The organism is Bradyrhizobium sp. CFUWI (assembly GCF_056429085.1).
The window spans coordinates 26,248-45,886 of record NZ_JBWJZE010000031.1; the positions used below are offsets into that span (position 1 = coordinate 26,248).

Annotated in this window: 19 protein-coding genes and 1 pseudogene; 11 read left to right on the forward strand and 9 right to left on the reverse strand. The window is 58.0% G+C overall.

Annotated features, from left to right (window positions below; genetic code table 11):
- The first annotated feature begins 33 nt into the window (after positions 1-33).
- Genes AC066S_RS35315 through AC066S_RS35325 form a run of 3 tightly spaced genes read left to right on the forward strand, consistent with a single transcriptional unit; the run spans position 34 to position 3,118 of the window.
- Positions 34-561 carry a copper resistance CopC family protein gene (locus AC066S_RS35315; RefSeq protein ID WP_126261869.1) on the forward strand — a complete coding sequence of 176 codons (528 nt, stop codon included), beginning with the start codon at positions 34-36 and terminating at the stop codon, positions 559-561.
- Between the two features lie 9 nt (positions 562-570).
- A complete protein-coding gene (locus AC066S_RS35320; RefSeq protein ID WP_126261868.1) occupies positions 571-2,562 on the forward strand; it encodes a c-type cytochrome in 1,992 nt (663 codons plus the stop codon).
- A 43-nt stretch (positions 2,563-2,605) separates the two neighbouring features.
- Entirely contained in the window at positions 2,606-3,118 is a 513-nt protein-coding gene (locus AC066S_RS35325) for a hypothetical protein (RefSeq protein ID WP_126261867.1), read from the forward strand.
- Between the two features lie 97 nt (positions 3,119-3,215).
- Here the strand turns inward: AC066S_RS35325 and AC066S_RS35330 are convergent, their stop codons facing one another.
- The gene (locus AC066S_RS35330) at positions 3,216-3,728 is read right to left on the reverse strand and encodes a hypothetical protein (RefSeq protein WP_126261866.1); all 513 of its coding nucleotides are present in this window, start codon (positions 3,726-3,728) and stop codon (positions 3,216-3,218) included.
- 235 nt (positions 3,729-3,963) lie between these two features.
- Positions 3,964-4,851 carry a polysaccharide deacetylase family protein gene (locus AC066S_RS35335; protein WP_126261865.1) on the reverse strand — a complete coding sequence of 296 codons (888 nt, stop codon included), beginning with the start codon at positions 4,849-4,851 and terminating at the stop codon, positions 3,964-3,966.
- 782 nt (positions 4,852-5,633) lie between these two features.
- On the opposite strand from AC066S_RS35335, the gene AC066S_RS35340 reads away from it, so the two are divergent.
- The 3 genes from AC066S_RS35340 to AC066S_RS35350 all read left to right on the forward strand — a co-directional run bounded on the left by AC066S_RS35340 (position 5,634) and on the right by AC066S_RS35350 (position 6,323).
- Positions 5,634-5,858, forward strand: coding sequence for a hypothetical protein (locus tag AC066S_RS35340; protein ID WP_126261864.1), 225 nt, complete (start codon positions 5,634-5,636; stop codon positions 5,856-5,858).
- A 96-nt stretch (positions 5,859-5,954) separates the two neighbouring features.
- The gene (locus tag AC066S_RS35345) at positions 5,955-6,140 is read left to right on the forward strand and encodes a hypothetical protein (protein ID WP_126261863.1); all 186 of its coding nucleotides are present in this window, start codon (positions 5,955-5,957) and stop codon (positions 6,138-6,140) included.
- Positions 6,141-6,158: 18 nt separating this feature from the next.
- Positions 6,159-6,323 carry a phage integrase central domain-containing protein gene (locus tag AC066S_RS35350; RefSeq protein ID WP_430642568.1) on the forward strand — a complete coding sequence of 55 codons (165 nt, stop codon included), beginning with the start codon at positions 6,159-6,161 and terminating at the stop codon, positions 6,321-6,323.
- A gap of 728 nt (positions 6,324-7,051) precedes the next feature.
- Here the strand turns inward: AC066S_RS35350 and AC066S_RS35355 are convergent.
- Positions 7,052-7,213, reverse strand: coding sequence for a hypothetical protein (locus AC066S_RS35355; protein WP_164719110.1), 162 nt, complete (start codon positions 7,211-7,213; stop codon positions 7,052-7,054).
- Positions 7,214-7,374: 161 nt separating this feature from the next.
- Between AC066S_RS35355 and AC066S_RS35360 the strand changes: the two genes are divergently transcribed.
- From AC066S_RS35360 to AC066S_RS35370, 3 genes are read left to right on the forward strand one after another with little or no spacing between them, the layout of a single operon-like run.
- Positions 7,375-7,593: a hypothetical protein gene (locus AC066S_RS35360; protein ID WP_126261862.1), complete on the forward strand. Its 219-nt coding sequence runs from the start codon at positions 7,375-7,377 to the stop codon at positions 7,591-7,593.
- Positions 7,593-8,357, forward strand: coding sequence for a hypothetical protein (locus AC066S_RS35365; protein WP_478271803.1), 765 nt, complete (start codon positions 7,593-7,595; stop codon positions 8,355-8,357). Before AC066S_RS35360 ends, AC066S_RS35365 begins: the two co-directional genes overlap by 1 nt.
- Before the next feature lie 35 nt (positions 8,358-8,392).
- Positions 8,393-8,626: a hypothetical protein gene (locus AC066S_RS35370; RefSeq protein ID WP_167767808.1), complete on the forward strand. Its 234-nt coding sequence runs from the start codon at positions 8,393-8,395 to the stop codon at positions 8,624-8,626.
- 448 nt (positions 8,627-9,074) lie between these two features.
- Here the strand turns inward: AC066S_RS35370 and AC066S_RS35375 are convergent, their stop codons facing one another.
- From AC066S_RS35375 to AC066S_RS35395, 5 genes are all read right to left on the reverse strand, one after another.
- Positions 9,075-9,365: a DUF3892 domain-containing protein gene (locus tag AC066S_RS35375; protein ID WP_126261860.1), complete on the reverse strand. Its 291-nt coding sequence runs from the start codon at positions 9,363-9,365 to the stop codon at positions 9,075-9,077.
- A gap of 613 nt (positions 9,366-9,978) precedes the next feature.
- Complete coding sequence (locus AC066S_RS35380; protein ID WP_126261858.1) at positions 9,979-10,551, reverse strand: hypothetical protein; 573 nt, start codon at positions 10,549-10,551, stop codon at positions 9,979-9,981.
- Between the two features lie 6 nt (positions 10,552-10,557).
- Positions 10,558-11,400, reverse strand: a complete 843-nt coding sequence (locus AC066S_RS35385; protein WP_164719108.1) for a DUF4417 domain-containing protein — start codon at positions 11,398-11,400, stop codon at positions 10,558-10,560.
- Between the two features lie 278 nt (positions 11,401-11,678).
- Complete coding sequence (locus tag AC066S_RS35390; protein ID WP_126261856.1) at positions 11,679-12,017, reverse strand: hypothetical protein; 339 nt, start codon at positions 12,015-12,017, stop codon at positions 11,679-11,681.
- Positions 12,017-12,157, reverse strand: a complete 141-nt coding sequence (locus AC066S_RS35395; RefSeq protein WP_164719107.1) for a helix-turn-helix domain-containing protein — start codon at positions 12,155-12,157, stop codon at positions 12,017-12,019. The genes AC066S_RS35390 and AC066S_RS35395 overlap by 1 nt, the downstream gene beginning before the upstream one ends.
- Before the next feature lie 270 nt (positions 12,158-12,427).
- On the opposite strand from AC066S_RS35395, the gene AC066S_RS35400 reads away from it, so the two are divergent.
- Complete coding sequence (locus AC066S_RS35400; protein WP_126261855.1) at positions 12,428-13,966, forward strand: Fic family protein; 1,539 nt, start codon at positions 12,428-12,430, stop codon at positions 13,964-13,966.
- A 1,184-nt stretch (positions 13,967-15,150) separates the two neighbouring features.
- Here AC066S_RS35400 and AC066S_RS35405 read toward each other — a convergent pair.
- A complete protein-coding gene (locus tag AC066S_RS35405) occupies positions 15,151-16,128 on the reverse strand; it encodes a BstA C-terminal domain-containing protein (protein WP_235884915.1) in 978 nt (325 codons plus the stop codon).
- A 505-nt stretch (positions 16,129-16,633) separates the two neighbouring features.
- Here AC066S_RS35405 and AC066S_RS35410 point away from each other — a divergent pair.
- Positions 16,634-16,981 (forward strand): annotated as a pseudogene (locus tag AC066S_RS35410) (transposase); the annotation flags it as partial.
- Positions 16,982-19,639: the final 2,658 nt, after the last annotated feature.

Genomic DNA, 19,639 nt, shown 5'->3' on the forward strand with positions numbered 1-19,639 from the left:
GTCGACCGCTGACTTGCAATAAGGGGCACACGCATGTCTCACGAAAAACACGGAAACAAGAGCGATTGCATCCGAGTAGCGACGGGGCCATCACTTGATCATGCTGGCACGCCAAACTTGACCGCCGGCACCGGCAGGGCGCGAACTAGGCTGATTCAAGGGACGGTAAAAGAACTCTCGTCCGCAAGCAGGCGTCCGGTATCAGCGCTTGGCATCACGTTGCTGTGCGTTGGCCTCGTGTGCCTGCCGACAGCTGTCTCTGCACATGCCGCTCTCGTGAAGTCCGATCCCGCGAGCCGGGCAGTGTTAGCTCATTCGCCGCAGCAGATCGAACTGTGCTTCAACGAACGCATAGAGCTCAAGTTTTCGAAAGTGGAGCTCAAGAACGCCAACGGTCAGTCGCTAACGCTCGGCGATTTGAAAGCAGGCAATGATCCGAAGTGTATGGTAACGGCAGTATCTGACATTAGACCAGGCAGCTATTCGGTTCATTACCGCGTGCTCTCGCAAGACGGGCATGTGGTGGACTACGGCTATCAGTTCACCGTCGAGGAACGTTAGGCATGCGGAATGACGGTATTGTTTCCAGCTCTGTGCAAGGCCATCGCTGACATTGCGCTTGCATGGGTCATAGGCGGAGTACTCTTTCTGTTGCTGGCAGGGCCGTCTTCCGATCCGTTCCTTGCCGCTTGGCAAAGACGAGTGAAGGTGAGCTTTCTCTGGGCAGCCAGCATTCACCTCTTCGCTACCGCTGGGTTATTTATCGCTCAAGTCGTGGTTGCGACAGATATGGCACTACCGGAGATAGTAGCGTCTGGCCAGACGCTGGAAAACTTCGGATTTGACACACATTACGGTCGGATCACGCTTGCAAGGTTAGCGCTCTCTCTTGTTTTGCTGCTGCCGACAGCGATCCTAATTCGCGGCAGGTCGAGGGAGCAGCAACGTTCAGCTTCAATCGTGACAGCCGGGACAGCAGCACTGATCGCGCTGATTGGTCCACTTGCTGGACACGCCGCCGGGGAAGACGACAGCCGTTGGCTCGTTCCGACCTATCAACTTCACGTGCTCGCGGTTTCTGCTTGGCTTGGGGCCTTACCGGCTTGGATCTGGCTGGTGGCTTCGGTCGCTGTCACCCCCACGGAGACTCGGCGCGTTTATGTCGCAGCGACGCTGCGACGTTTCTCCCAACTAGCAATCGGTTTCGTGGTCGTCGTCGTCACATCAGGTTTGGTGCTCGCGTTTAGCTCAGCTAGTTCGGCTGGCGAGTGGCTTGGCACGACCTACGGTCAACTAATTATAACGAAGCTTGCTCTACTTGCATGCATCCTGTTGGTGGCCAATCGGATTCGCACGCGCTTCCTACCCGTCATGGAAACCGTAGGAGCAAAACCCGCGGCTTTTCTTGCAGGAGCTGGATGGGCAGCAACTGAATTATTTTGCGGTGTTCTGATCGTCGGCTGCGCAGCCGCGCTCTCTTCAGTCATACCAGCACGACATGATCAGCCCATCTGGTGGCTGCCGTTTCGCTTTTCGATCGAGGCCACGTGGCCGGCGTGGCCGACGCCCGTTATCGCGGCGGGCGCCTTCTCACTAGCACTATTGTCACTCTTCTGGGGCCTGCTCGTTTGTTTGAGAAAGCCGCAAAAGGTAAAAGCAGTTGCAGCAAGCGCCGCCGCCGTTATTTCGGTCGTAGGCGGTCTGTCGCAGATATCCGTGCAAGCCTATCCCGATACTTACCGCCGCCCGTCGGTTGCCTATTCGACGATATCAATAACCAATGGAAAGCGTCTATTTGCCCAGAATTGTGCGGATTGCCACGGCAGCGGAGGGCTTGGCGATGGTCCGGCGGCATCGACCCTTCCCAAGCCGCCCGCGAATTTGAGCGAACCGCATACTGCGCTGCACACGGCCGGCGACATGTTTTGGTGGCTTAGCCATGGAATTCCAAAAAGCGGCATGCCCGGATTTGCTGATGTATTGGACGAACAGGCCCGCTGGGATGTGATCAACTTCCTGCGGACGTTTTCAGAGGGATTTCAGGCGCGCCTCCTGTCGCCTGAAATCGTACCCGATCATCCGTGGCTGGGGGCTCCCAATTTTTTCTTAGAGGACGAAAATGGGGCGGAGAGGGAGCTGAAGGACTTCCGTGAGCAAAGCAATGTGCTGCTCGTGTTTCCCGAAAAGTCCGATGCAATGCGCGTTGAACAGCTACGCCTTGAGCAGAATAGATTCCGGAAAGAACGATTGTGGGCGATTATCGTGTCGCCGGACGCAAAGCTGGCGGCGGGCGTCCCGAATGTCCGGCGTGGAGCACAAGAGGTTAGAGAAAGTTACGATCTGCTCTCCCGGAGCACTACAAATCGTGGAGATCCCAAGCGTTTGGAAATGGGAAGACATTCCATGGAATTCCTAATCGACAGGTTCGGATACATCCGTGCGCGCTGGTTGCGGGAGGAGGACGAATGTGGTTGGGAAAATTCCGACGAGCTGATCTCGCGGGTCCGAGTTCTCAATAGAGAGCCCAAAATTCTCCCGCCAGCCGCTCAACATGTGCACTGAACTAGTGGAAATCTTTCGGGGCTCGCAAACAAAGGAGGAAAGCATGCAAATATCATCGCGTCCCAGCCGGGTTGGCGATCGATTCGAACAGTTCATTCGGTGCATGATTCTTGTAGCTGGCGCTCTGGTCGCGGCTCCAGCCCACGCACAACACCATGAGCCGGGCACACACCATATGCACGGGTCTGACGGTGCGCCTGTTGCGAGATCGGGAAATACCGGCGGGCTGCCTGCATTGAAGATCCTCCTGCCGCAATCGGGTAATACCATCGGCGAGCGTGTTGCTTTCGTTTTCCAAGCCGACGATAACATCGCAGAAATGACCATGAGCTCTGCCAATCCGAGCGTTCATCTGCATGTTGCAATGGACGAAACCGAGCTAATGCCAATGGCAGACCAACTGATCCAGCTTGGTGATGGCCGCTATCTCTATGTTTTCGATCTACCTGCCAAGCCTGGTCGGCACATAATAAGACTCTATTGGGCGGATCCGCAGCACCACACAATCTCCGAGACGGTACAGACCCTCAACGTGGTTGTGAAGGAATCAAAATGAGCAAGCCGTCAATCATTGGGGGCTTAGGTGTGAGCGTTATCAGGAAAGTCATGCGAGTGCGCTAGCTGATCCGGAAGGATTTTGGGGGAAGCTGCACTCAACTCCTCGCGCATTCGCTCGCGCCCCGCTGACGTGGCAAAGTTATGCTCCGCTCTCGCCAATAATGGTGCGTCAGGAAATCCCGCCGCTTCTTCGCGTCAGAGATCCTGTCCTTCAGCGCTCCCTCGAAGCCGCTAAATTTTTCGACGCGCCTCATCAGGTTTCCCATCGTCTGGGTGAATTGGTCATCCATGAGGGCGTCGAAATCGCGCTCGTATTGCTTCCGGTCGAACCCCTTACCTTTCGTCGCGATGTAATCGTCGCGCGCCTTCTTCATGAATTGCGCAAACAAAAGCACGTGTGCCAGCGCGACCTCAACGACCGAGGGCGTGTAAACCGTGCGGCCGTAATAGGCGACTGTCTCTCCCTGATTTCCCAAGCGTGGCGCGTTGCCGTTCGCCGCGATGCCGAACACCGAGTTGGCTATCTGCCAGCGGAAATCGATTTCGCCGCCGGGCGGCTCTGTTGTCGCACCAGGACACCTCAGGGCAGGAGGCGGCGCACGGACCACATCGCCAGCGTTGACGAATTCCCAGCATCGACGGCCACTGCCACGATTGAAACCGATGTCAGAGCCGCTTCGCTCGCAGAGCCGCGCGGCCAGACCACCGACAGCTGCGGCCAGTAATATGAGGACTATTGTGCCCTGGAGCAGCCTTTTTCATCCTTCTCGACCAAAATCCCAGGTCAACGTTCTTGACGGTCTTCACGCAACGCGGATGCATGCCATGCGTTTGTCTGCTTGATCAATTGATAGGGTTGGTAGGTGCCTGGAGAGATTGTGTCCGCCTCTGGGAATGAATGGCTCGTCTTCGTCTGTGCGGATCAGACGTCAAGGGGGCTTCAGCGCTCTTGGCGGCAGCCGGCACCAGATGCACGATCCGATACCCGTTCTGATGCAGGTAGCGCAGGAACGCAGGCAGCATGGCCGCCGTCCGCGTCTGCGCATCATACAGCAGAATGATGCCCCTACGAGCGGCCTCGAGCCGCTCGATCAGGATTGTGAGCTCCTGCTCTGGAGTTATGTTCTCCCAATCGCTCGCCCAAAGGTCAGCTCCGAATACGACAATTCCGCGCGCCTGCAAGAGATCGAGCGTCGCAGGTGTCGCGTCGAAGTAGGGGAACCGGAAGAACGGTGTCGAGGGCATTTTGGTGGACAAACCGTTGAGCCCCATTTCGACCGCGGCGATACCGCGCTCGATGTCCTCTTTCGCCTGCTCGAACGAGATTTTCGACATCATCGGATGCGACCAGCTGTGGTGCGCTACGGTGTGCCCCTGGGCGGCCATACGCCGCACGAGTTCGGGAAATTCCGCCGAGGATCGGCCGACCAGAAAGAACGTGGCTCGCGCGCATTCCTGTGCGAGCGCAGCCAGCACCTTATCCGTGTTCGGCGACCGCGGTCCGTCATCGAAGGTGAGGACGACTTCATAGTCCGCCAGAGGAAGCGTCTCTGGAAAGTTCTTCAGCCCGACGCGCGGGAAGAGTGCGGCATTGACAGCGAGCACCCACGCCGTGCCGAGCGCATCCCGCCGATTGCAGCTAGAGGCGTCTGGCACGGCAGTACCGGCGAGCAACGCCAGCCCGGCGCAGCCGATGCGAAAAGCTAATCTAGGCAGGCGCAACTCTATCATTGCGCGTTAGTGCGACCTCGATCGGTTGGTGAGCCCCGTGGTGCTCAGCAGACTATCTGATCGGCATCGCGGGATTTCGGCGCATCGAGGCTGTGTCGTGCGCAAAAAGGTCGTCGAACGTCCGTTATCCGCTCGAACCGCTCCCGCTGCCTGACTTGCTTGAGCGGCGCGTAGGCCGCTTAGCTTTGACAATCGCTGCTGTTCGTCTGCCGCAAGATCAGTGCACCCCGCGTCTGCAGCACGCGCGGCGCGTGTCAGCGGGTATGACGGCGTACCCCTTGGCAGTTCCGGGTATTCGAACTCTGATGATCTTCACTGCCGCGACGTATATTTCCAGATCGGCTTGTGAGAGGCCGGGACGGCCTGGATAAACACCCGAGCTGACGAGTGAACGGCAGATGTCTCACGAGGCTCGTCGAGCAACGCAGCAGTTGAGCAGCTTCGCTTTCCGTCCACATCTGCGAGTTCGGTTTGATTCTGCGCTTCATCGCGCGATTCAAACACGGTGCACCTTTTGTGTGTCGATATAACTAATTACTCAATACGTGTTATACAAAATAATACAACTTAAACGGTGACATGGCCGAATGGCATTTCCTATTGTCGCGATGAGGTCCAGAAAACCTCGTACGGCAGGCGGAATAGTTTTTCCCCAAACTCCGGAGTCCTCGGGCGTATGTCCAGTGGCGCAAGCCTAAAGGCGCGAGGGAGCGCCTGTCGTTGCTTATTTCTGGCTCCGGACGACTATCTCGATCTCAGGAAGATCGACGGAGAATACGACAGTGAAAGCGGTAACAAAACAGAAGGCAGACAGAGCTTGCGCCAAAGAGTTGAAGATTTTGGCGCGGGTCGAAAAGGATCTCGAAAATGCACGCGACTCCGGAGCGGTTGAAGACGTCTTCCTTGGGCTTGAGGAAATCTACTCGATGCACATGCACACCGAGCATCAAAGCGTCCGAGCAAGATGCGAAGCCATCTTGCGCGCCGGCAGTTTGCCGAAGGCGTAACTGACGATCGTAGAGCGCTCTACGCATTTGAGCAACGAGGCGGGCAAAGCCGGCATCTGATGGCCCCGGCACGCTCCTAAAAGGTGATAATAACCCGTGCGAGACCTGATCATCGAAGCCTTTGACAGCGTCATCCGCCGCGAGATCGCGGAAGCGGACGACGTTCGCAAGGAAATCGCCCAGCGCGGCGCCTATTGGGCCGGCGACCAGCTATGGAAGCTGCGCCGCCAAGTCGCCGCGCTGCGCAAGCGTATCGCCGAGGTTGAAGAAACCGACGCGTGATCTCAGCAGACCGCGAGTATCGCCAAGCAGCGCGAGAGGTCAAAGAGCGCGACTACCTTAGACAAGCCGAATTGGATTATCGACCTAGTCCGGCCGCAGATCGGTCATCTTCAGACCGGCGCCATCACGTCATCAGACGTGCTGGCGGCGCTTCGCAACGTGGAGGCAACTGGCCGGCATTGAAAGCGAGCCGGTACGAAACGACAAAGCGATGCCGGGCGCCCCTTAGCCGCGTATTCTCATACGCAGTCGCGAAGGACCTGCGCTAATTCGACCCGGCTGCGGCGTTTGCGAAGTCGGGCCACCTGACGCCGCCGAAACGGAGAACTAGCGAAGGCTGGGGATAGTCAAAATGGTGCCGCTGAGGGGATTGAAAGCTAAATACAAGGGCTTGATAACTGATATCAATTTCTAAAATAACTCGGCGACATACCAACGTCGCTACGAACACGCCCCGAACGCTTGCGGAGATTTGCCGGGGATAACGCCAGCGGGAGCATGCCCGGCCAATGACGGCGCGTGTAATGTGCACTTGCACAACCGGGGGCGGAGCATGGTACCTGACTACGCGTTCACCGCAGGCACAATTGCTTTTGCAGGGGTCGGAATAGGAGCTCTCGCCCGCCGCGCTACTGAAACGGGTGCACGGCCACGGCGAGGATGAATAACGCCAGCGCCGCTTCAATGAACTACCGCTTCTTTATCGAGGCCGGCCAGCTGCTGATCGAAGATCGCGGGTCGCCGCTTTCAGGCGGCTAGGGCTTTCTTCGCATGATATCTTTTTTGACGATTGGGTGTCTCGCGCACAGGGTGAGAGCGATCGTCGACGCTATTTGATTGCGGCTAAGATTGATGAAGTCAGCCGTGAGACGCGCGCCGAGGAAGCAGCGCGGAAGCGCGGGTGGATAGCGTCAGCCCGAATGGCCTTCCAACCTAGGCGACGCGAAGCCTGCTTCGTTTGCGGCAAATTCCAGTCCATCTCTCAGGCTCATCATGTTGTGCCATTGGGCGAGCAGTTCGACCGAGGGTTTTCGGTCGCCAACCACGAGCACGAGTTCCTGTGCCCCAACCATCACGCAATCCTCAACCTCTGGATTGATGACGACATCTCCCACCAGCGGCGCGGCCGGCGCGCCGCTCCCACGTTTGAGGATCTAACGAATGAAGAGGTGGAGCGAATGTTTCAACTGTCAGGTCGCGCTGGGCCAGTGAACGCAACAGCGAAGGGAACGGAATGAACCGACTGCAGAAATTCGTTGAACGAGGCGCCTTCGGAGAAGGTCCCGGTCGCACCGCCTACGTGCTCAATCCGATGAAGCTGCCCGATCCGAGCCGCGGCTTCGAATGGCACATCGTGGGCGACTTCTTGCCTGGCGAGGCCATCCTCGCGGACCCTGGGCTAAAGCAAGTATACGAGGTGGCACTGAAACGCGGCTGCGCGGCGGTGGCCTGATGAAGAGCGACCGCTTTCCCTATGAAGCCTCGCGTTGGTCCCCGGCGCAGCCAGATCAAGCCAAACGATGGTTCGAAGAACTGGAAACGCAAAGTCCGCTGAACGTCCGCAACAGACTGACGCAAACCGACGCCGGCCCAGCCGGCGCGGTTACGATCGGAACGACGGAAATGACGATCGGCTTCGCCGAAGACTGGTTAGCGTGGCACGATCGCAAGCGAGAGGCATCCGAAGACAAACGACACAGGAAGCACTGGCTCGATTGGGCCGGGTGGGTGGTTGCGGTGATATCAATGTGCATTGCCGCGTTCACGACCTATCGCACGGTTCTTATCCAACGCGACGACATCCGTGTCGTTGTCGACGGTGTCCTGCGCGGCGCCGACGAGAGTGCTACCTATCTTTACGGCGAAGGGCAGGATTCTAGTGCTCTGATCGATGGCTACGTAGGTGTTCCCTTTAGTCAGCTGACGGACCACATCCCCGGTGTCACTGGCGCCTCGCAAGTCGATTTTGATTTATCAATGAAATTTCTCGATGACGCCGAGTTGGTAAAAATAGGGCCTATGGAAATGTACGACAATCCACCGGGCAGCCGCGTAATCGTTCTGGGTTTCTACAGCAAGCGTGAGTACGCGTACCTCACAGAGACGGGGTATCGAGTACCGACTGATGGCCGCAGGCGCGCCATCATCGCGAGCCAGAGCCGCGCAAATCCACATTTCCGGGGTCACATTTCACCAATCACAAATAGCTCTTGGTGAGCGCGTGGCCCAGCAACAGCGCATTGAGGATGTGAATGATGCCGAAGTTGTTGAGCGTCTCGCGCAGCTTCTTTCAGCTTTGCGACTGCACTACGGCCATCACGACGGCGGTCGGCTTCCCGCGTGTAGCGTTCCGCTTCGGCGAGCGTCACTTCCTGGGCGGTCGCGCCAGCGTCAGCGAGCAGACGACCGAGGGTCTTGTGCAAACCGTGCGACTTACAGTCGAGCGGGAACCCGGCCGCCGTCATGGCGTCCCGCATCCATCCTGAGAACCCGTCGACCGTGAACGGCTTGCCATACTCGGTGTTGATAATCGTGACGTGTTGCCGCGACCACTTCGGTCCTAGGCACGGCGGTTACTCCTATGAGCACAGCCAGCTCGAACAGTTGCAGGCCGAGGTTTAATATGACAGGCACGCCGGGATGCGGCAACCCACTGGTGCAGGTAGGTGCCCTCCGGTACTTTTCGACGACTTGTTTGGTAGCCCCCTTGGGAATTTAAGCCTCTCGGGAGCGAGCGCGGTCGGCTTTGCTACCAGACGGAACGCTGGCCGTGTTGAAGTTAACGGTGCGTGGCAGAGACAGCGCTTATCGGTCCACTTTCAAGCGCCAGTCACTTCGCCGCTAACTTCACTGGCAGCGCGGGCGTGGCAGCGACAGCGTCTGATGACCGGTGTCGAGTCGCGCCCGCGCTGCCTACGGTCACTGAGATTGAGATCATTCGGGGCACTCGGGTAGGAGCGGGAGAACATTGTCTGGTTGAATGTCGTCGGCCGTTGTCTTGACGTACTTGTGCCCGTTGTGCGTGGCCCCAACCACACCAACCCTGCGTCCATTTTCTTCGACATAGAACTCCCATTCGGCGCTCTCGATATCTTTGACAACTTGGTCGATGGATCGCTTCCACGGCTTTCCATCGGGGTTTACTCCGCCGACATGTGTTATTCTTTCGTGAGGATTCTTTCTGCCCGTCTTGTTGGCGTAACGAATGCGTGCGCGTTTGGCCACTTGAGTCTCTCCCAAATCTGCAAGCCTGAGGCACTAGCTTAGACCGGAGCAGTCAATTCGACCGGCTGCCAATTCAGGTAGGTGCTTCCAGTCCTTCTCAGCGATACTCCTTGATCGCACCCCTTGGGAATTTGAGCCTTTCGGGAGCAAAGGTGGCCAGCCTCGGTCTTCGAGGACGGGCTGGCCACCGAAGTTAGCGGCTCAAATCCATGGGCCCAGTACGGGCCAACGGATGCACATATTCGAGCGGCACATCACGTCCCTGCAGTCGCAAGCGCTTGCGGTGCTTGCAGCCAATCAGGCCGGCGCGGTCGATCCGTCTCTGAGCTCATCAGCTCGCCAACTCGCGACATTTAATGCCGCTGAGGCTCAGGCAATGGTGGAGATACTCGATTGCGTGAAACCCAATCTCGGGCCGAAGGAGGCACGGAAGATCGCTGCACGCATACGCACTCTTCTAGGAGCGCCGCGTGAGTGCCAACCGGTTCGGGTGAGGTGCCTGTGAGACTTTCGCCAGCGCGCCGCGCCCGCACTGCTCCCGGTGTGCGGGTTAGTCATAAAAGCACTGGGTGCGCTCGCGATAGCTGACGAAAGGCTGGCGGACTGTCTTGCTTCAATCACGACCGACAGGCTGCCAGGACTCCAAGTCGGTCCCCGAATGAGGTGCCCCAGCGCGGGTAGCATGCCGGGGCGAGACGTTGTCTTTGGGACCCAACGGCCTCATTGGTGATTCATTCGTCTGGAGCCGATCTTTCGCCTCATAAGCGGTGTAGCCGGATCCGGTATTCTCGCTATGCTCTTCTATGTTTCCGCGCAGCTCCCCGATTGCGCCGAACAACTGGCCGGCCGTATCGGGCGCAAACCCTGCCTCTACCGCTGCTTTCTTGCCTCGCATGGCAAACTCAGTCCAGTCGCTATGCTGCGCCAGGATTTCCGGCATTGTAACGAAGCCCTGATTGCCGGGTGCGGAAAACCATTTTTTGCCCGCGGCCATGGCCCGCATAAGTTCGGCATGTCTTCCGACGTTGAGCCAGGTGTGCTTATTGAGCGGGATTCCGGCATGATGGAGTTCGGCCAAAGGACCGAGGTCGCTGGCCTTAACCTGCAAATCTCCAGCGAAATCCACCCCTCCGGCCACGGCCAGAGCGACATCGTTAGCAAGATCGAATGAAAGTTCGTGAACCACGCGCCCTCATCCCGCCTCGCTGGCATAGTGAAGCGCGCGCAGGAGCGTTACCCGTTCCCGCAGGTTATGAAGGAAAAGACCGTCGAGCGGATCGCCCGGCCTGGTCGGGCTTGGCAGCCAGCGCAGCGCGTCGTTGCCGTCGCGCTCGGCGCGCTGGCGTTTCAGCGTCTTCATGAAGGCGCTGGTTTCGAGATAAATCACCTTGCGGAAATGTCTGCGCAGAAAAGCGATCACTTCGGGATCGCCCCGCACAACGATATCGAGTTCCCGGCCTGCCGCAGCCGCAAGACCGGCAAGCTGTTCAAGGTGCCAGCTGCGGCGCGCACGGCGTCCCGGGCCGGTCGTAAATTCATATGATAATGTCTCGACTTCAGTGCGAGCCGCGATCTCGGCGGCCCAGCGTTCGAAGTCTCGCTCGGTCCTGCCATGGGCATGAAGGGCGCAGGGAATGCCGCCCCGGGCGAACTCTTCGAAGACGATGAGAATGCGTTTCAGCGCATGCATATCATCGGTGCGGGGCTGGTCCAGCACCACGCTGAAGTTCGGCGTCGTGACCATGTCGATGCCGATGCCGCGCATCTGCTCGATTATACGAGCACGGTCTTCGCCCAGAGTCCACCACGGCTCGATGCGGTGATCCTGATGCACGCCGCTGAGGATAATCCGGGCATTTTCCGGGATGTGGTATGCAGCGCAGAGCGAAGCGCGGTCTTTGAATTTGAGCGCCCTTCCGCGGAAGCTGACAATGTCCGGCAGGCGCAGGGCGAACGTCGAGCCTGCCAGCTGCCCGACGCGGCCGCTTCCATGGTACACGAGCGGCACAATATCGTCGCTGATCTGGTGCCTCACGAGCGGCGCGCGGTACGTTGTCGAAGTCGAAGCCGCCGATCTCGCGCAACTGCTCGGCAAAGCGAACGCTGGGCGCGTTTCTGCAAACCCGGGTGAATTTGTCAGGATTGTTGCAGCAAAGGCCAAGGCAATCGAAAAGGGAGTCCTTCACGCACAACCCGCCGCAGGCTGCGAAGTGATGGCAGTCGTGACAGCCAAGCGAAAGCGAATATGCCGTCGGGTCGTGGGTCAAGCATTGATGATGGTCTCATCGCTGCGTGTGTCGAAATGAGCCGAAATCATTTAATTTCCACCTCAACCGTGTTCGAAAGCGGGTTGACGCGGATGATCTCGCCAACCGCAATGCCAGCGCCCACAGAGAGGGCCTTCAGGATGTCAGACGGTGCAGAGAACTGCACCGAGTTTCCCACACAGCCCAGAAGCTTGCCCTTGTCCGCCTGTAGGATGTGGTCGCTGCCGACAGATGGGGCAACGCCCTTTTCCATCACAGCGATGAACGAGCGGGGATGGTCTTCGGGGGAGCGGGTAAAGAGATCGAGCGTGGCGAGCGCAACGCGCTGGCGATCAATGTACTTGTCGTGCGAACGGCGGCGCTTTTTGAGTTCTTCGGCCCCCATCAATTGGCCTCCGTGAACAAAGGTTGATAAAACTTCGCGCGGCCTTGGGTAAATTCAAGGATCAGGCCCGCTGCCGCCAGCGATGCAAGGCGGTTATTCCAGACCGTAGGAGCGGTTACGCCGTCCGCTTCGCCGAACATGCGATTCAAGTCGCCGGCAGTTGTGCGGCCAAGGCTGGTGACGCGCTCAAACGTGGATGCCTGCTTCTCCTCTCGAACGCGGTTAGTTTGCTTCGCGAGCCGAAATCCTGCGACTCAAGCTGACCGCGCAGTTTCATGACGTGAGCGTTTTTCATGGAAATTATGTTGAGAGATTATTTTTCATGGAGTACGATTGATTTTCGACATTTCGCAGCGGGGTGAAGGAAATTCAGGACTTGAGATTGTTTTTCAGGGACATCGGGATATAGCGTGCAATTTTCAGGACCAGTGAGTGTTTTTCATGATCGGCGGCTTCCAGAGACAGCCGCCCCGGCTGGCTATGCCGCCCTGATCCACGCCTGCGAGCTGTCCGTTCCGGTCCCCCGACTCTTGTCAGCCATCGGGTCCAGGCACCGCATCATCGAGCAGGATGGCTGGCGCGTCTACACGCCACGCCACGCGCCCGAAGCTTCTCTTGAGGGGCATCTGACTTTCGCCCTCAAGTATGAGGGGCTGGACCTTGCCGTTCTGAAGCGGATCTTCCTCGCCGTGAAGGAAGGGGATATCGCCGAACTCGTGCGCCAAAAGCCGACCGGCCTTTACACGCGCCGTATCTGGTTCTTGTACGAGTGGCTGCTTGGCCGGGAGTTGCAGCTGCCGTCCGCGGATAAGGTATCGTATGTGGATGCTGTCGATACCGATCTTCAATTCGGCGGGACGGGACAGAACTCGACCCGGCACCGCGTTCGCAACAATCTGCCGGGTACGCCGGAATTCTGTCCGCTCGTGTTCAGGACCTCCGCGTTGAACGAATTCATTGCGCAGGACTGGAAGGAGCGCGCGCGCGCCGTCGTCAGCGAAGTCCCGAAGGATTTGCTCGCGCGGACGGCGGCATTTCTTCTGCTGAAGGATTCGAAGTCCAGTTACGTGATCGAGGGAGAGAGGCCGCCGCAGGACCGCATTCAGCGGTGGGGTCGCGCCATCGGCGAGGCAGGCCGCGCGCCGCTCGACGCGCAGGAATTCCTGCGGCTCCAGGGCATCGTCATTGGCGACGAACGCTTCGTGAAGATGGGCTTCCGCCAGGAAGGCGGCTTTGTCGGCGAGCATGACCGCGATACGCAACGGGCCATTCCCGATCATATCAGTGCGCGGCACGAAGATATCGCCTCGCTTATGGCGGGCCTGATCGCGTTCGATCATAGCGCGGAGAACGATCTCGATCCCGTTGTCGCCGCAGCGGTGCTGGCGTTCGGCTTTGTCTATATTCATCCATTCGAGGACGGTAACGGGCGCATCCATCGTTACCTGATGCACCATGTCCTTGCCCGCCGTGGCTTCAATCCACCGGGACTGCATTTCCCAGTCTCTTCGGCCATCCTCGACAGGATCACAGAATACAAGAGTGTGCTCGAAAGCTATTCCAGCAGATTGCTTCCATGCGTTCAGTGGGAAGCGACTCAGAAGGGCAACGTGAAGGTCCTGAACGATACCGCCGATTTCTACCGGTTCTTCGACGCGACGCCGCACGCGGAATTTTTGTACGAATGCGTGCGACAGACGATTGAGCAGGACCTTCCCAACGAAACTAACTTCCTCCGAAGCTTCGACGCCTTCCGGGCAGGCATCGAGAACATGATCGATATGCCCGAGCGTACCCTCAACAATCTCTTTGGTTTCCTTCGGCAGAACGATGGGAAGCTATCGAAGCGTGCACAGGAAAACGAATTTACCCAACTGACTCGAGACGAAGTTCAGCAAATCGAGGCGCTCTATGCCGAATCCTTCGGCGAAGGAGGCGGCGGTGCGTAAAAGAAACTACACGGCCCTGCTCGGATTAGCTCGGCGCTGTGGATCACCCCAATAACGATTGCCTGCTTGGGTGGGGTTCTCTTATATGGAATCCAGGAGATTTGCCGCTGCAAGACTGACGGCCCCGCTATTCCGGTGGAATGCGCACGGCAATCCAACAACGGGCGGATTACACTTGTAGTGACGCCAGATTCCCCTGACGTGACCGTCCTTTGGGCGTGCCTAGAAGCTGCGAACATCGACGCCGCAATACGAGAGCTTGCGCTCAGGGAAGAGGTCAAGCCACGCCATACCGATTCCAATATCGGATTTTGGACACGGGGAAGAACGTCGCCTCATCGAGAAGCTCACGAAATCGGCGTTTGGGCAAAGAAATACAACCTCGACGGCGTCGTATGGACCGCTTTGCGCCCGAAATTCGGAACCGCGTACCGAACACCGACTGAACGCGAGGTTGTTGATTATCTTGCCGGACTTAAAGGAGAGGTTCGCACACGGGCGGAAGCCTATTGCCGCCTGGCCCCAACTCAAATTCGAACGCCATATCGCGCTGCTATCGAAGCGACCTTGGGGTGGAGTACAACGGAGCAGGAATGACGCAGGAATTAGCACGACACGGGACGGCGATAAGCCTGTCGAATATTCGTTTCAAGAACCGCGTGAACTGAGAAGTCGACCATCGAAAATGCTCAGGTTTTGAAACGGACTATATAGTGCGAGAAGTCGGTCGGCAGAGCAACCTGCCGTTGGGTGGCATCCACAGGGGCAAAATGCTGCACCGCCTCCCGAAATGCATCAAAAACTAAGGCCGGCGTTCCCGGACGCGCACACGGCCTCCGTAAGGCTGGCGCGACGATGGCCGCGGAGAACCTCGCGACGCCTCACCAGCTCAAGGCGATATTCGGTTGACGTACCCTCTCTCAGGCGGAGCTCTACACCGAGAAAGTCCGACAGCAAGTACTGGCAGGTGGCGCGATGAACCTCATCGCGTTCGTTCCCGCTGGTCAGAACCGGAGCTGAAGCCGATAGTGTGAATCCACAAGCTGCGGAACTGCCGCGCCGAAAATGCAGATCAACCTATGCTGAAATAGACGACGTCAGCCGTCGCGTCCTGATGTGCGCAGAGGCTCTTGTGCGCTCCAAGGGGAGTTTGACTATCGCTGGCGACACTCGCGGCAAGTTTTTTACGAGAGTGCCTTTGGCCTGGTCGCTGGAGCCAGCGCTTCAAGGGCCAGTTTCACAAATGAAGGCGGAAGAGCTCCTTGCTTTGCCTTAGTGCTAAGATAGGTCGGCATTTTGTCCTTCAAGTAAACGTCACGCATCCAACGCCGAAACTCTCCCAAGCAGCTGTCCGGGTAGCAGTACGCCGGCTGGGGGTTTGAAGCGGCCTGCGGGAAATAGCTCGGGTAGTTATGCTCGTATTGAATACGTTCACCGTGAGCCGCCTCTAGCCCGGTATCGCGCCAGTGATTTGCCCAATGTTGACCGACACTGATATCCGGGATGAATTTATCGTCTACCTGCGCTCCTTGTCGGATCAACGTGACAATGATGTCCGACATTTCCTTGAACACGCTAAAGTAGCCATGGGGCACGGTGTGGAAAACTAGCGACACTCGGTCGTGAAACAGGCTCCAGCTATCTGGTACCCGCGCTGCGGGGCTGTAGCCTAGTTGCGTGTATATGAACTCCCGAAGCGCCATGCCGGCCAACTGACGGAAATTCTGCACTGCTTCTGGCTTGACGTTCGCGCCAGCTTCGAAAGCGTAGTATTCAAGGATGGCGAGGCAAACATAGTCCGGATAAGCGTACACCTGCCGCTTTTCATCAGACACGTCGAAGTAGGGAGCCGTCGGCGTTTGTCCTCGTGCGGACAAGAGATTCTTGATCGTCGTGATCCGAGGTTTTTGAATTTCCTCGTCCCATTCAGCGCCGATTGTGCCGATGTGAGCGTTCTGCACGCCGCATAGACGGGCGAGTCCCCGCTGAGTGAGAAAGGGAGTTCCGTCGCTCAAAACTCCCATTTCGATACCTTGAATCTCCGTCTGCTTATCGACGTAAACATCCAAAGTACCCTGCGCCGGGTTGATTTTCTTTGGACCAGTTTTTGATGGTAAGTGTTTGATTTCTTTCGCCATAGTAGCGATTTCCTCGAAGGTCATCAGACCGCAAATCGGTTTCGCGCACTTTATCGCGCAACTGCCCGAACGCGTCGTCGTATTTTTCTTCATCGAGCAGAAAGACGGCGCGCGAGGAGCCATCAACGCTGCTTATCGTCACTGTTATTGCTAGTTGCCCTCGCCAGTTAGCCAATGTTCGCCGTTTCCTCGAGAGGCCGTGATGTCAGGTACCAGCTGGATCTACGCTCCCAAAGGCAAGATCGCGATCTATCGGGAGCGTGACTACATCTATTCGATGACCGGAAAAGCCAAGTATTTTTTGAGCGACGGCTGGTGGTACGAGATTGACGGCGGCGCCGGGAAATATTGTACGCAGGACAACTGGGTCTACACGACGAGCGGCAAAGCGGCCTTTCCTTTTGGTACGGCTAATCCGGAATTGCGGCTCAAGGCAACAGCGCCGCGAAATCCGCTGAAATCCTTGAAGCGAGCAAGTTACCCACTTGTCCGCACCCCGTTGATAAGACGAGAGTCTGAGGTCCCTGCCGGGAAGGTCGTGCGACTGGCGTTGAGTCCCGGCGAGGCGCACGACGTACGACTTGCCGGACGACTGCTCTCTCGCTTGAAGCCCGGGGTCAATGCTGCTTGCCGACCGGGGCTATGACGCCGACAGGATCAAGGAGCTTGCCATGAGGAAGGGAGCGTGAGCCAACCCGCAGAAAGGCAAGCGCAGCGATCCGATCTGCTTTAGCCCGCACCTCTACCGCGCTCGCAACCACGTCGAACGGTTCTTCAACGGGATCAAGCAATGCCGTCTGGTGGCGACGCGCTACGACAGCTTGCAGGAAGCTACCTTGCCTTCGTCCAACTCGCATCTATCCGCCGCGCGTTATGAACGCGCGCCCTAGTTCGGCTTGTGCGGTCTGCTCACGTATTTCCAGGCGCCATTGAGGTGCCCTCAGGCAGTCCGCCGGTACTAGGTGTGATTGCGACCTTAGTGGGCTGGGGGAGACTTGAGACGTTTGGGCTTAGGCTGAGATTTTTTGTGCGCCAGCCAACGCGCAAGCTGGTGGCAGGTTTAGTGGGGCAGTGCCAGCGCTCGCATGAAAGGTGGCCGATGTCACGAGGCCTAAATGCCGCAGCGGGATCTCTCCTGGGCGATCGTGACCGGGTCAAGGCCCAACATCACGTCGCGATTGATACCGAAATGGAGGCGATAGAGCCACCAGATTGCGCAGCAGCGGTCAAAATCGGAGAGTGCCCGAACGCGCTTTATTGCGGCTGCGACGCGCGCTATTGGGTTCATGACACGTCTCATCTGGAAACCCGTCCGTCTCGGGACCAGTGCTCTAAATTTTGTGAGTTCTTGTCGGTGACGGTCCGCTGTCGCGCGCCTGCGTCGGCAAAGGATTGGGAGCTGAGGTTCATGTTTGCCATGGACTCGACTCTTGATGAAAACACATATGTGTCCGACCTGTCCGTAACCTTACGATGCAAGTACTGCTTCCCCAAACACCCAGATTTGGTAGTGCCAATTGACAGCACTCTTATGCGATAGTTACGCGGTGGCGCGCGTTAGTTCGCAGACCCGATGCTTGTGCCTCGAACCGATCGGAGTCGATGGCGTTGGCTGCACCTCGGGAAACGGGGCAGCGCGGGTCCGGAGCCATGTGATATCGCCTCGACTTGTCGATGGCCGGTGGCCCATCCTGAGCTTTATTTGCGCCTGATGAACCCGCTCCTCGCGACTGGCCGTTAATTGGAGACGGTGCTCCACTGCGACTTCCTGCCGCTGTGGGGATGCGGTCAACGAATGTGTATTCGTCGATTGAACGACTCGCCGGCCGACCACCTAGCCGATTGGACACGCGATATAGCCAGGGCAGCAAAGCGGCCCGCCCACAACACGGGCCCGGGACGGTCGACAGCGCGTTGCGCAGCCTGTTGCGGCCTTCACGAATATTGAGACCAAACGAATACGAATTTGGCGCGCACCGCCCACTCTCTGGGGAGCATCCTTCAACTGAGCAGACAATGCATTATCATGCTGTGCACGCACGCATGCTCTAAGCCCAATTTCCTGGTCGCGATGACCGGGTTCGAGGAAGTCTGTACTTGCCACGCCTATACCGCAGAGAAGATCCTTTGTGCCAGCCTTGGGAGTGATCGGTTTCATTTTGGGTGCGCGCGCTGTTCGGGCGGTCAGCGGCCGCCAGTGAGCATGGTCCGCAATCGGCAACGACAGCTGCTGTTCTTTTGTGAATTGCCGCACAGGTTTCGTCAGCTTTTGGAAAGCTAGCGTGAGTACAGAGCCGCTAGGGTTAGCGAGGCGTGGTAGAGACAGCGCTATTACCAGAATGGGACAGCGCCGAGTCACGTTCCTGCTAACCTCAATCTGCAGCGCAGGCGCGGCAGGGACAGCCCCCGATCCCGTCCCAACGGACCGGCGCCGAGTCGCGCCCGCGCTGCTTCCGGTGTCGGAGAAACGAGCCGCACTGTCGTGCTTTTTCAGGCGCGGACACCCGTCGCTTGTGCCGAGGAAGATCGACGACGTTAAATTTAGCGGCGCGCGTGGACTTTCAAGCGATCGCTTCCACACCTCCCGTCTTATCCCGCCAACATTTCCCGGGCTCTGACATGAGCGGCAGCGTGTAAGCCTTTTTCACGCAGCGGAGCGCTTTAGTATGCTGGGCATCTCCAATCTCTCCGTGAGGTGGCGGATCAGCGTAGAAAATAGCGGACGATCCAACCAATTCAGGTAGGTGATTGGCAGTCGTTCTCAGTCTACAACTTGGCAGCACCCTACAGGGCGGCAAAGTGTCAGGCTGGATACCGAAACGGGCAGGGCCGGCACTAAAGTTAGCGGCGCGTGGCAGGGACAGCGCTTTGCAGGGATTGAGCGCCGAGTCACGTCGCCGTTAACCTTTTTCGTCCCTGGCACCCTAGGGACAGCGTCGTCTTCGCAGGGTTGCCCACTAGTCCAGCTAGGCGCCCTGCGGTACTTCTCAAAAATACCACTTGGTAGCGCCGTAAGGGGCCTGCCCCTCACGGGAGCAAAGGTGGCCAGCTTTGGCTGACCACCGAGGCTTGCGGCATCTGTCAGGCACAGCGCTTTCACCGTTTCACTACCCGATGGCCGAGCCACCGGCTAGTTCTCGCTAGCATGCCGGCTATCAAGAGCTAGCATCGGATTTTTTATGGCGCCAGTCGCATCTGCGCTGCTCTCTCTGCAACAACTCTTTCCTGACACCCTCGTCGCTCTTGGCACCGCTCGGCAAATCGAAGTCTCTCAGCTGAGTGACCTTGTGGGATATGCCGGCCCGCGGCGTTCGAATGGTCCGGACAACGCCCAAGCCGAAACCTGTCAGCTAGCCTCAACCGCGCGCCGACTCCCAATTGGTTCGGGCTCAGACATCATGGGCAATGTGAGCTGGTCCCGCAAATCTGAACAGCGCGATAAGTGGAGTTTCTGCCTGACGGCGGGCAAGATTGACCCGCGAATCAGGAGAGACGATGAGCAGACGAGCACGGCGGAACCACACTCCGGCTTTCA

Excerpts from the sequence above, each read along its gene's own strand:
- AC066S_RS35390 (WP_126261856.1), bottom strand. The coding sequence starts at position 12,017 with ATGGGGGCCGAAGAACTCAAAAAGCGCCGCCGTTCGCACGACAAGTAC.
- AC066S_RS35335 (WP_126261865.1), bottom strand. The coding sequence starts at position 4,851 with ATGATAGAGTTGCGCCTGCCTAGATTAGCTTTTCGCATCGGCTGCGCC.
- AC066S_RS35325 (WP_126261867.1), top strand. The coding sequence starts at position 2,606 with ATGCAAATATCATCGCGTCCCAGCCGGGTTGGCGATCGATTCGAACAG.
- AC066S_RS35355 (WP_164719110.1), bottom strand. The coding sequence starts at position 7,213 with ATGGTTGGGGCACAGGAACTCGTGCTCGTGGTTGGCGACCGAAAACCC.
- AC066S_RS35395 (WP_164719107.1), bottom strand. The coding sequence starts at position 12,157 with ATGTTCGGCGAAGCGGACGGCGTAACCGCTCCTACGGTCTGGAATAAC.
- AC066S_RS35320 (WP_126261868.1), top strand. The coding sequence starts at position 571 with ATGACGGTATTGTTTCCAGCTCTGTGCAAGGCCATCGCTGACATTGCG.
- AC066S_RS35370 (WP_167767808.1), top strand. The coding sequence starts at position 8,393 with ATGATGCCGAAGTTGTTGAGCGTCTCGCGCAGCTTCTTTCAGCTTTGC.
- AC066S_RS35315 (WP_126261869.1), top strand. The coding sequence starts at position 34 with ATGTCTCACGAAAAACACGGAAACAAGAGCGATTGCATCCGAGTAGCG.
- AC066S_RS35405 (WP_235884915.1), bottom strand. The coding sequence starts at position 16,128 with ATGACCTTCGAGGAAATCGCTACTATGGCGAAAGAAATCAAACACTTA.
- AC066S_RS35360 (WP_126261862.1), top strand. The coding sequence starts at position 7,375 with ATGAACCGACTGCAGAAATTCGTTGAACGAGGCGCCTTCGGAGAAGGT.
- AC066S_RS35365 (WP_478271803.1), top strand. The coding sequence starts at position 7,593 with ATGAAGAGCGACCGCTTTCCCTATGAAGCCTCGCGTTGGTCCCCGGCG.